Raw genomic sequence first — 12,226 nt, forward strand, 5'->3', positions numbered from 1 at the left:
TTACTGCTTCACCCTGCCGTGATGCAGGGCCTGCCCGTCATGCCACCACGCCGCCAGGCTGAACACATCCGGCACCTTGAGGATGCTGAAATGGTTACCCGGCCCCTGCCACACCTCCAGTTGCGGCAGCCAATCGCGCCAGCCCTCCTCCATGGCCTGCTGCTCGCGCTGGTTGCCGGCGACGTCCAGGCTCGGATCAGCCACCAGCACCAGCCGCGCCAGGCCGTTGAACCCGCCCTCGGGACGGTACACCGTGCGCAGGGCCGTGGCGAAGGTCCGCACCACGCCCTCGAGCGCCTGCGCCGAAGAGCGCGACGGCATCAGACCGACCCGCACCATGGCCGCGTGCAACTGGCGCAGTTGCTCCTGATCGTCGGCTTCGGCGAAGGCCGCAGGTTCGATGCCCAACGACTTGCCGGTGGACAGTTGCAACGACTCGATCAGCCGCTGCAGAGCCTGGGTAAAGGTGTACGGCTTGCCGCAACTGCCCCCCGCGCCCGGCGCCTCGCTGTCGACCAGGGTCAGGGAGCGCACTTCGCGCCCTTTGGCCTGCAAACGTGCCGCCATGGCGTGGGCCACCCAGCCACCGAACGAATGCCCGACCAGGTTCAACGGGCCTTCGGGGTACAGCGCCTCGATGGCCCGGACATGGCAGTCGGCGGCGGCCTCCACTGTGCTGTGCGGTACCTCGCCCGCGGCCAGGCCCCGGGCCTGCAGGCCATGCACCGGCCAATCCGGCCCCAGCGCCTCGGCCAGGCCGATAAAGCTGGTCACGCTGTCGCCGGCCCCCGGTACGCAGAACACCGGGACATGGGACGGCGTGCCGCTCTGGATCGCCAGCAGCGGCTGGTGTGTCGGCCGAACGCCACCGGGTGCGGCCTGCAACGCCTGCGCAATGGCCTGGCCCAACACCGCCGCCTGCGGGTCCTGCACCATGCTCTGGTGATCGCCCGGCACGCTCAGGCAATGCAACGCCTGCCCCGGCAAGGCCTCGGCCCAGCCCAGGGTCGGGCTGTCGGTGACGATGCCGGCGCTGCGCTGCTCGGCCACGAACAGATGCAGCGGCACCGGCAACGCTGCCAGCCGGTAGTGGGCCAGGGCATGCCCATGGGCCAGGTGACGCTCGAAGAAGTGGCGCAATTGCCCGTCGCTGGCCTGGACCAGGCCGGGCACCAGGAGCTGGCGATCACGGCAGTGGGCGAGCAGTGCTTCGAACGCCAGCGCCCCGGGCTGCAATGCCTCGATCTCGGCCAACTGCGCCGCCCCCGCCTCGCCCTGGGCCTGCCAATGCACCCGGCAATGCAGCAACAGCTGCCCTTGCAGCAGGTGCGGCCCTTGCCAGCGCGCCTTGCCCTGGTCGCTCAGGCGCGGCACGTAGGTGTCGATCAGACCGACGAAGGCCACCGGCTCGTCCGCGCCCAGCAACTGCGCGGCCACCTCGTAGGCCAGCACGCCGCCGAAAGACCAGCCCGCCAGCCGATACGGCCCGTGCGGCTGCACGGCGCGGATCCGCCGTACCAGGCGTGCCGCCAGGCACTCCATGGTATTCAGCTGCGCCTCCCCAGGGGCGACGCCAGCCAGGCCGTAGACGGGGAAATCACCTTCGATATGCCGCCCCAGGACCGGGAAGTACAGGTCCAGGCCACTGAACTCGTGGATCAGGAACAAGGCAGGCTGGCTGCCTGCGGCGCGCACCGTGACCAGGCCTTCGTCCTCGTCCGCACCCTCGCCCAGGCGCGCTGCCAGGGTGGCGATGGTCGGGTGCTGGAACAGCTCCGCCAGGGTCGTGTGCAGACCGGCCTGGCGCATCTCGCCTACCAGGCGGATCGCCGACAGCGAATGCCCGCCCAGTTCGAAGAAGCTGTCATGCCGCCCCACCCGCTCGACCTCCAGCACCTGCGCCCACAGCGCGGCCAATGCCTGTTCCACCGGTGTTGCAGCGGCCTCGAACACCGCCACGGCCAGGTCCTGCGCGCCCGGCAGCGGCAGCGCCCGGCGGTCGACCTTGCCATTGTTGGTCAACGGCAACGCCTCGAGCGCGACGAACGCCGTCGGCAACATGTACTCCGGCAGCCGTTCGCGCAGGAAACCGCGCAACGCCACGCCGTCGAGGGTCGCGTCGGTACGGGTGTACCAGGCCACCAGGCGCAGCGGTCCCTGCTCCAGGCGCAGGGCCATGACCACGACCTCGTCCACGCCCGGGCACTGGGTCAGGTGCTGCTCGATCTCGCCCAGCTCGATACGGAAACCACGGATCTTCACCTGGTCGTCGGTGCGCCCCAGACACTCCAGCTGGCCGTCATCACGCCAGCGGGCCAGGTCGCCGGTGCGGTACAACCTCGCGCCGGGCCCAGCACCGAACGGGTCGTCGAGGAAACGCTCGGCGGTCAGTTGCGGGCGATTCAGGTAGCCCAGGGCGACGCCATCGCCGCCAATGTACAGCTCGCCGGTCACGCCTTCGGGCAGCAGGCGCCCGTGCGCATCGAGGACATAGGCCGTGGTGTTGCCGATCGGGCCGCCGATCGGCACATGCTCGGCGCCGTCGGCCACGGCCCGCACGGTGCAGGCGGTGGCAAAGGTGGTGGTCTCGGTGGGCCCGTAGCAGTGCACCAGGCGCAGGTTCGGCGCCCGCGCCAGCAACGCCCGGAAGCTGGCGGGCTCGCCGCGCTCGCCGCCGCACAGCAGGACCCGCAGCCCGGCCAGGGCCTCGGGGATCAGCTGCACATACTGGTTGAACAGCGCCGTGGTGACGAACATCACGCTGGCGCCACCCTGGCGCAACGCGGTGGCGAACTGCGTTGGCTCGACCAGGGTCTGGTGATCGATCACCAGCACCTGGCCACCGTTGAGCAGGCCGCCCCAGACATCCAGGGTGGCGGCGTCGAACGCCGGATTGGAGACGAAGGCGAAACGGTCGCTGGCATCGAAGTCGGCATAGCCGTTGTTCAGCACCAGCCGGGTGATGCCGCGGTGGGTCACCCGCACCCCCTTCGGCGTGCCGGTGGAGCCCGAGGTGTACATCACATAGGCCACCGCGTCGGCGTCCTGCGCCAGGTTCGGGTTGTGCGCCGGCTGCTCGTCGAGGGCCAGGCAGTCCAGGTCGATGCGCCGCGCCTCGCATTCCGCCGCCAGGCTGCCGAGGGTCAGCAGCGCCACGGCCTGGCAGTCCTGGACCATGAACGCCTGGCGTTCGGCCGGGGCGTTGATGTCCAGCGGCACATAGATGGCCGCGCACTTGAGCACGGCCAGCTGCGCCACCAGCAAGGGCAACGAGCGCGGCAGCAGGATCGCCACCGGATCGCCTGCCGCCACGCCCTCGCCGATCAGCCAATGGGCCAGGCGGTTGGCCTGCTCGTTGAGCTCGCCATAGGTGAGCTGGCGTTCATCGTGGCGCGCCGCCAGCGCCAGCGGGTGCCGCGCCACCTGCTGCTCGAACAGGCGCTGCACCGGCAACGCTCGCGGGTAATCACGTTGCGTGGCGTTAAAGCCCACCAGGAGCCGCCGGCGTTCCTCGGCCGGCACGATCTCCAGCCGTTCCAGGCCTCGTTCGGGATCCTGCGCCAGGGCCTCGACCAGGTTTTCCAGGGCCTGTTGCAGATAACCGCACAGGCGTCGCGCATCCAGGCCCGGCGCACACTGCGCGGTCAGGCCGAAGCCTTCGCCCAGGTCGTCGATGCTCAGGGCCAGCGGGTAGTTGCTGCGTTCCTCGGCATGCAGCAGCTCGATGCCTTCCCAGGCGCGCCCGGCAGCACCGTCACGGACCAGGGCCGTGGCACTGTGGCGGTAGTTGAGCAAGGCGCTGAACAGCGGCGCGCCGGCCGGCAGCGCGCTGCAACGCTGGGCCAGGGCCAGTTGCGCATGCTCGTGCACCAGCAGCCCGGTAAGCCGGCGGTGGGTGTCGAGCAGCGCCTCGCGCACCGGCAGGCGGCCCACCTCCAGGCGCAGCGGCAAGGTGTTGATGAACACGCCCAAGGCGCGCTCCACGCCTTCGCCACCCTGCAGGCGACCGAGCAGCACGGTGCCGAACACCACGCTGTCGCGCCCCGACAACTGCCCCAGCACCATCCCCCAGGCCAGGTGCATCAGGCTGGCGGCGCTGACGCCCAGCAGCCGCGCTTGCTCGCGCAGGTGTCGCGCCAGGCCGTCATCCAGCAGTATCCGGGCTTCGGCCTCGGCGCCCTGATGAGCCAGCGGATGCGGGCCATAGGGCAAGGTCGGCTCGTCGATGTCGCCCAGCTGTTCGCGGAAGAACGCCTCGTGCTCGGCTTCGCCCGCGCCTTGCAGCACCTGGGCGATGTAGTTGCGGTACGGCACCGGCGCGGGCAACTGGCGCTGCTCGTCGAGCAGGCAGGCCTGCAGTTCGGCGCGCAGCACATCCTGGGCCACGTGGTCCATGACCAGGTGGTGGAACAGCAGGGTCGCGGTGATGCGCCCGCTGGCCGGGTCCTGGCTGTGCAGCAAGCGCAGCATGGGTGCGCGGGTCAGGTCCAGGCGCAAGACCTGCGCCGCCCCCGGCGACGCCTCCTGTACTGGCAGCGATGCCTGGCGCCACACCACCTGCACGGGTTCGGCGAGGCCGTCCCAGTACAGCGAGGAACGCAGGATATCGTGACGGGCGATCACTTGGTCCAAGGCCCGCTGCAGCGCCTCCAGCCGCGCGCGGTCGGCCACGGCGAAACGCGCCTGCAACAGGTACGGATCATCCCCCTCGCTGGCCAGGTGGTGGTAGAGAATCCCCGCCTGCAACGGCCCCAGCGGGTAGATGTCCTGCACGTTGGCGGCGCCGCCCGGGACCTGGGCGACGATGCGGTCGATGGCCGCCTGCTCCAGCGCCACCAGCGCCAGCAGGTCCGGTGTGATGCGTCGGCAGTCGGCGCCAATACGGTTGGCCGGCACCCGGGGCCCGCCATGCTGGCCCAGGGTGCCGGCCAAGGCGGCCAGGGTCGGCTCGGCGAACAGCACGCGGATGTCCGCCTCCAGGCCTTCGGCACGCAGGCGGGCGATCAGGGTCACCGCCAGCAGCGAGTGGCCACCCAGTTCGAAGAAGTGGTCCTGGCGCCCTACCCTCGGCACGTTCAGCAGCTCGGCCCACAGTGCCGCCAGATGGGTCTCGGCGTCCCCTTGCGGCGCCTCGTAGGCACGGCTGAGCACGGCCTCGGCGCCGGGCTCGGGCAGCGCCTCGCGGTCGAGCTTGCCATTGGCGGTCAGCGGCATGGCCGGCATCGCCACATAGGCCGACGGCACCATGTAGTCTGGCAGCTGCGCCAGGGCATGCCGGCGTAGTGACTCGATCCCAGGCGCCTCGTCATGGGCGGTGAACCAGGCGACCAACCGCTCGCCACGCAGCAGCACCGCAACTTCACGAATCGCGGGATGACTGGCCAGGCAGGCCTCGATCTCGCCCAGTTCGATACGCAGGCCATGCAGCTTGACCTGGAAGTCGTCGCGGCCGAGGAACTCCAGCTCGCCGTCGGCGCGGCGGCGCACCAGATCACCGCTGCGGTACAGGCGCTCGCCGACCACGAACGGGCTGTCGCCGAAGCGCTCGGCGTCCAGTTCCGACAGGCCCAGGTAGCCACGGGCCACGCCGACGCCGCCGATGTGCAGCTCGCCCACCACGCCACGGGGCACCGGCAGGCCGTTGCGGTCGAGCACGTAGAGCCGGGTATTGGCGATCGGCCGGCCGATCGGTGGCGCGCTTTCAGGCAGCGGTTGCCCGGGCTCCAGGGTCCAGACGCTGCAATCGACGGTGGCCTCGGTCGGGCCATAGACGTTGTGCAGGCGTACCTGCGGCAGGCGCTCGCGCACCTGTTGCAGCAACGCCGTGGTCAGCTCGCCGCCACCACAGACGATATCGGTGAGGCTGTCACAGGCCGCGCTGGCCTCAAGGGCGAGGAACTGCTGCAGCAGGGCCGGCACGAACTGCACCACGTTGACCCGCTGTTGCTGGATCAGCGCCGCCAGGTAGGCCGGATCGCGCTGGCCGTCCGGACGCGCCAGCACCAGGCGCAGGCCGGCGCACAGCGGCCAGAACAATTCCCACACCGAGGCGTCGAAGCTCACCGGGGTCTTGTGCAGCAGCGCGCCCTCGACGGTCGGGGCGATCAGCCGCGAGCTCCAATGCACCAGGTTGCACAGGCTGCGGTGCTCGACCATCACCCCTTTCGGCGTGCCGGTGGAGCCGGAGGTGTAGATCACGTAGGCCAGGTGGCGGGCACCCAGGCCGCTCACCTGCGGATTGTCCGGCGACTGGCCGGTCCAGGTCGGCTGGTCAACGTCCAGGCGTGGCACGGCACTGTCGATAAAGCGCCCGCGGCTGCCGGCATCCACCAGCAACGCCAGCGGCGCGCTGTCGGCAAGCATGTAGGCCAGGCGCTCGTCGGGGTAGCCCGGGTCCAGCGGCACGTAGGCGCCGCCGGCCTTGAGCACCGCCAGCAGCCCGACCAGCAGTTGCGGCCCACGGGCCAGGCACACCGCGACCCGGCTGTCGGCGACCACGCCCTGGGCGATCAGCTGATGGGCCAGGCGGTTGGCCGCCTCGTTCAGTTGCCGGTAGCTCATCTGGCCGTCCTCGGCCTGCAGCGCCAACGCCTGCGGCATACGCGCCACCTGCGCCTCGAACAACGCCTGCACCGGTTGCTGCAAGCCGCCGACCAATTCGCTGGCATTGCAGGTCACCAGCTCCTGGCGACGCTCGGCGGCGCCCAGCAGTTCGACCTTCGCCGGCACCGCCTGGTCGCTGCCGGCCATCGCCCACAGCAGTTGCTCCAGGTAGCCGACATGGCGTTCGATGGTCGCCCGGTCAAACAGTGCCGTGGCGAACTCCAGGGCGCCGCCGTAGCCGTCGGCGGTCTCGCCCAGGCTCAGGGTCAGGTCGAACTTGGCGAAGATCTGCGCGCCGCCCAGCGCCTCCAGTTGCAGGTCGCCCAGTTGCAAGGCCTCGCCCGGCACGCCGTTCCAGGCCAGCGACACCTGGTACAGCGGGGTATGGGCCAGGCTGCGCGGCGGGTGCAGCAGTTCCACCACCTGTTCGAACGGCAGGTCCTGATGGTCCTGGGCCTGGCTGACGCAGGCCTTGACCCGGGCCAGCAGCGCGCCGACGTCGGGCAGTCCGGCGGTATCGATGCGCAGGGCCAGGGAGTTGACGAACAAGCCGATCAGCCCTTCGACCTCGGCCTGCCGACGGTTGGCCACCGGCGTGCCGATCACCACCTCGGCCTGGCCGGACAGGCGCGCCAGCAGCACCGCCCAGGCGGCGCCGAACAGCATGAACGGGGTGACCCCGTGGCGCAGGCACAGCGCCCTGAGGTCTTCGCTCAGACGCCGGTCCAAACGTATCTCGACCCGGTCACCGCGGTAGTCCTGGCGGGCCGGCCGTGGCCGGTCGGTGGGCAGGGTCAGCAGCACCGGCGCGCCGGCCAGGGCCTGTTGCCAGTATTCGCCCTGGCGCTGCAGCGCGTCGCCGGCCAGCCAGCGGCGCTGCCACAGGGCGTAGTCGCCATACTGGATCGCCAGCGCCGGCAGCGGGTCGTCGCGCCCTTCGCTGATGGCCTGGTACAGCGCCGCCAGCTCCTGGGTGAACACGCCCATCGACCAGCCGTCGGCGACGATATGGTGCAAGGTCAGCAGCAGCACGTGATGCTCTGCCGCCAGGCACAGCAGGCGGCCACGCACCGGCAACTGGTGCGCCAGGTCGAAGGGCAGCAGCGCCTCGGCCTGCATCAGTTCGGGCAACTGCTGCGCGGCGCCGCGCAGGTCGTGCCAGGCCAGGGCGAAGCCGCCGCGGCCCGGGGCCACGCGTACCCTTGCCTCGGCGCCTTCCTGGGTGAAGTGGCTGCGCAGGCTCTCGTGACGCTCGACGATGCGCGCCAGTGCCTGCTCCAGCGCCGCGCGGTCCAGCGGGCCGTGCAAGGCCAGGCCCAGGGGAATATGGTAGGCGGCGCTGGCATCGTCCATCTGCGCCAGGAACCACAGGCGCTGCTGGGCGAACGACAGCGGCAGGGACTGGCCACGGGGCGTCGGCTCGATGGCCGGCAGCACCTCGCCACCGCGCTCGGCCAGGGTCGCCGCCACCGCCAGCAGGCGGTCGTCGCCGAACAGCTCGCCCAGCGACAGCTCCCGACCCAGGCGCACCCGCACCTGGCCGACCATGCGCATGGCCAGCAGCGAATGGCCGCCCAGTTCGAAGAAGCGGTCCTGGCGCCCTACCCGTTCCAGCTGCAGCAGCTCGCACCACAGTTCGGCCAGGGCCGTTTCCAGCGCGCCCTCGGCGGCCTCGTGGACCTGGCTGGCCGACGCCTCGCGCTCGGGCAACGGCAGCGCGCGACGATCAACCTTGCCGTTGGCGGTCAATGGCCAGGCATCCAGGCGCACCAGGGCCGTCGGCACCATGTAGCCCGGCAAGCGCTGTTGCAGGGCGGCGCGCAGGGCGCCGACCGGCTGCGCCTCAGGGCCGGCGATGTAGTAGGCCACCAGGCGCGGCTGGCCGGGCTGATCCTCGCGGGCCAGCACCAGCGCTTCGGCGACGCCAGGCAAGGCCAGCAACTGCGCCTCGATCTCCCCCAGCTCGATGCGCAGGCCGCGCACCTTCACCTGGTCGTCGTTGCGGCCCAGGTAGTCCAGGGTGCCGTCAGCGTTCCAGCAGGCCAGGTCGCCAGTGCGGTACATGCGTGCGCCAGGCTGCTCGCTGAACGGGTCGTCGAGGAAGCGCTCGGCCGTCAGATGCGCACGGTTCAGGTAGCCCCGCGCCACCCCGACACCGCCCACGTAGAGCTCGCCGGTCACGCCACACGGTACCAGTTGCCGCGCCTCGTCCAGCAGGTAGACCCGGGCATTGGCGATAGGCCGGCCGATGTCCAGCGCGCCGCCCGGCAGCACCAGGCCGGAGGTGGCGACCACCGTCGCCTCGGTGGGGCCATAGTTGTTGACCACGACGCAGCCGGGGTCGCGGGTGAACTGGCGCAGGCGGTCGCCACCGATCAGCAGGGTGCGCAGGGTCGGATGGCGCAGCCCCTGGGTGAAGGCATATTCGGCGACCGGTGTCGGCAGGAAGGCCACCTTCAGCGGTTGCTCCAGCCACCAGGCCAACAGGCCGTCGAGCTGCTCGTTGCCCAGCTCGGCCGGTGGCAGGTGCAGCACCGCGCCGGCGCACAGGGCCGGCCAGACCTCCCAGGCCATGGCATCAAAGCCGAAGCCGGCGACGCTGGCAGTGTGCTCGCCGGCGCCCAGCTCGAAGGCCTTGCAGTGCCAGTGCACCAGGTTGGCCAAGGTACGGTGCTCGACCATCACGCCCTTGGGCTGCCCGGTGGAGCCAGAGGTGTAGATCACGTAGGCCAGGTGGCTGGCCAGCAGGCCGGGCAGCTCGGGATTGTCCGTGCGCGCCGGCCAGTCCGGCCGGTCCAGGGCCAGCACAGGCACGGCCAACCCGTCCAGGCGTGCCAGCAACGCCTGCTGGGCCAGGACCACCACGGGGGCGCTGTCCTCGAGCAGGTAGCGCAGGCGCTCATCCGGATGCGCCGGGTCCACCGGTACATAGGCGCCACCGGCCTTGAGCACCGCCAGCAGCGCCACCAGGGTATCCAGGCCGCGCCGGGCGACCACCGCGACGCGGTCATCGGGCCCTACGCCGCGTTCGATCAGGTGATGGGCCAGGGCGTTGGCGCGCTGGTTCAGCTCGCCGTAGCTCAGGCGTGCATCGCCGGCCACGGCGGCCAGCGCCTGCGGGGCACGGGCCGCCTGGGCCTCGATCAGGGCCGGCAGGGTCTGGCCGACCGGGAATGTCCGGGCACTGTTGTTGAAGGTGTGCAGCAGGCGTCGGCGTTCGGCGCCGCCGACCAACTCCACCTCGGCCAGAGGCGCCTGGTCGTTGGCGATCATTGCCCGCAGCAGACGCTCGAAGTAACCGGCGAAACGGCACACGCTGCTTTCATCGAACAATGCCGTGGCGTACTCGAGGCTGCCGACCAACGCCTCGCCCTGCTCGCCCATGCTCAGCGACAGGTCGAACTTGGCCACCTGGTTGGCCTGGGCCACGCCCTCCAGGCGCAAACCCGCCAGGCTCGGCGCGACGCCCTCGGTGGCCAGCCAGTTGAGGGTGGTCTGGAACAACGGCGTGTGGCCGAGGCTACGCGCCGGGCGGACGATCTCCACCACCTGCTCGAACGGCAGGTCCTGGTGCGCCTGGGCGTCGAGCAGGCGTGCCTTCACCTGGGCCAGCAGGCGCTCGCTGCTCGGCGCGCCCGACGTGTCGATGCGCAGCGCCAGGGTGTTGACGAACAGCCCCACCAGCGGCTCCAGCTCGGCATGGCCGCGTCCGGCCACCGGGCAGCCGACCACCACCTCTGTCTGCCCGGACAGGCGCGCCAGGGTCGCGGCCCAGGCACTGAGCAGCACCATGTACAGTGTTGCCTGATGCCGCTGGGCCAGGGCCCGCAGGCCGGCCCCCAGTCGCGCATCCAGCTGCAGCGCCAGGCTGGCGCCGCTGAAGTCCTGGCGTGGCGGTCGTGGCCGATCACTCGGCAGGCTCAGCAGGGTCGGCGCGCCATCCAGGGCCTGGCGCCAGTAGTCGGCCTGGCGTTGCAGTTGCTCACCGGCCAGCCAGCGTCGCTGCCACACGGCATAGTCGCCGTACTGGATGGCCAGGGCCGGCAACGGATCGTCCAGGCCCTGGCACATGGCCGGGTACAGCGCGCCCAGCTCACGGGTCAGCACGCCGAGGGACCAGCCGTCGGCGACGATATGGTGCAGGGTCAGCAGCAGCACATGGTGCTGATCCTCCAGGCGCAGCAGGCTGGCGCGCAACAGTGGTCCTTCGACCAGGTCGAACGGCGCGCTGGCCTCGGCCTGCAGGTGCGCGGCCAGGTCATCGGGCGCCAGGCTCAGGCGCCGCAGCCAGCCCGGTAGCGGCGTGGCGGCGATGTGCACCTCGGCGCTGTCGCCTGCGGGCACGAAGCGGCTGCGCAGGCCCTCATGGCGCGCAACGATACACAGCAAGGCGCGTTCCAGCGCGTCGGCATCCAACGAGCCGCGCAGGCCCAGGGCCAGCGGCACGTTGTAGGCCTGGCTGCCGCCCTCCAGCTGGGCCAGGAACCACAGACGCTGCTGGGCGAACGACAACGGCAGGGGCTGTTCACGGGACACCGCGACGATGGCCGGCAGCGCGCTGTGCCCGGCGCTCGCCAGCACCTGGGCCACGGCGGCCAGCTCGGGATTGGCGAACAGCTCGGCCAGGGTCAGCTCCACGCCAAGGCGCAGGCGCACCTGGGACACCATGCGCATGGCCAGCAGCGAATGGCCACCCAGGGCGAAGAAATGGTCATGCCGGCCAACCTGCTCCACCTGCAGCAGTTCGGCCCACAGCTGGGCCAGGGCAGTTTCCAGTTCGCCCTCGGGGGCCACGTAGCCGCGCTCGAACAGCGCCGAACGCTCAGGCGCCGGCAAGGCGCGGCGGTCGAGCTTGCCGTTGGCGGTCAGCGGCAGCACCTGCAGGGCGACGAAGGCCACCGGCACCATGTACTCCGGCAGATGGGCCAGCAGTTGCGTGCGCAGGACCTCGGGCAAGGGTGCCTCGAGGCCGGCCTGCGCGGTGAAGTAGGCCACCAGGCGCGGCTGGCCAGGCTGGTCCTCGCGGGCCACCACCACCGCCTCGCCGATGCCTGGCAGGCTGTTCAGGCGGTTCTCGATCTCGCCCAGTTCGATGCGCACCCCACGGATCTTCACCTGGTCGTCGTTGCGCCCCAGGTAATCGAGGGTGCCGTCGGCCAGCCAGCGCACCAGGTCGCCGGTACGGTACATGCGCGCGCCCGGCGTTGCCGCGAACGGATCGTCGAGGAAGCGCTCGGCGGTCAGCTGCGGGCGGCCAAGGTAGCCACGGGCGACCCCGACGCCGCCGATGTACAGCTCACCCGCCACGCCCAATGCTACCGGCTGCAACCCGGCGTCGAGCACGTACAGGCGGGCGTTGTCCACGGGGCCGCCGATGTGCAGCGCGCCCCCCGCCTCCACTACCCCGGAGCTGGCCACCACGGTGGTCTCGGTCGGGCCGTAGTTGTTGACCACGGCGAAGGTCTGGGTGCGGTTGAACTGGCGCAGGCGATCGCCGCCGATCAGCAGGATACGCAGGGTCGGGTGCCCGAGCTGATGGCTGAAGGCGTATTCGGCCACCGGCGTCGGCAGGAAGCTGACATCCAGTGGCTGGGCGCGCCACCAGGCCAGCAACGCATCGAGG

General features: G+C 70.9%; 1 protein-coding gene (cut by a window edge). It reads right to left on the minus strand.

Features of this window, described 5'->3' with window-relative positions; translation table 11 throughout:
- A protein-coding gene (locus ACZ899_RS08255; protein ID WP_234562870.1) for a non-ribosomal peptide synthetase crosses the window boundary here: on the minus strand, positions 1–12,226 show its 3' portion. The gene runs 2,300 nt beyond the window's last position; the window shows 12,226 of its 14,526 coding nt (coding positions 2,301–14,526); the start codon falls outside the window, past its right edge; its stop codon occupies positions 1–3.

It is taken from the genome of Pseudomonas sp. TE31087, assembly GCF_057284075.1.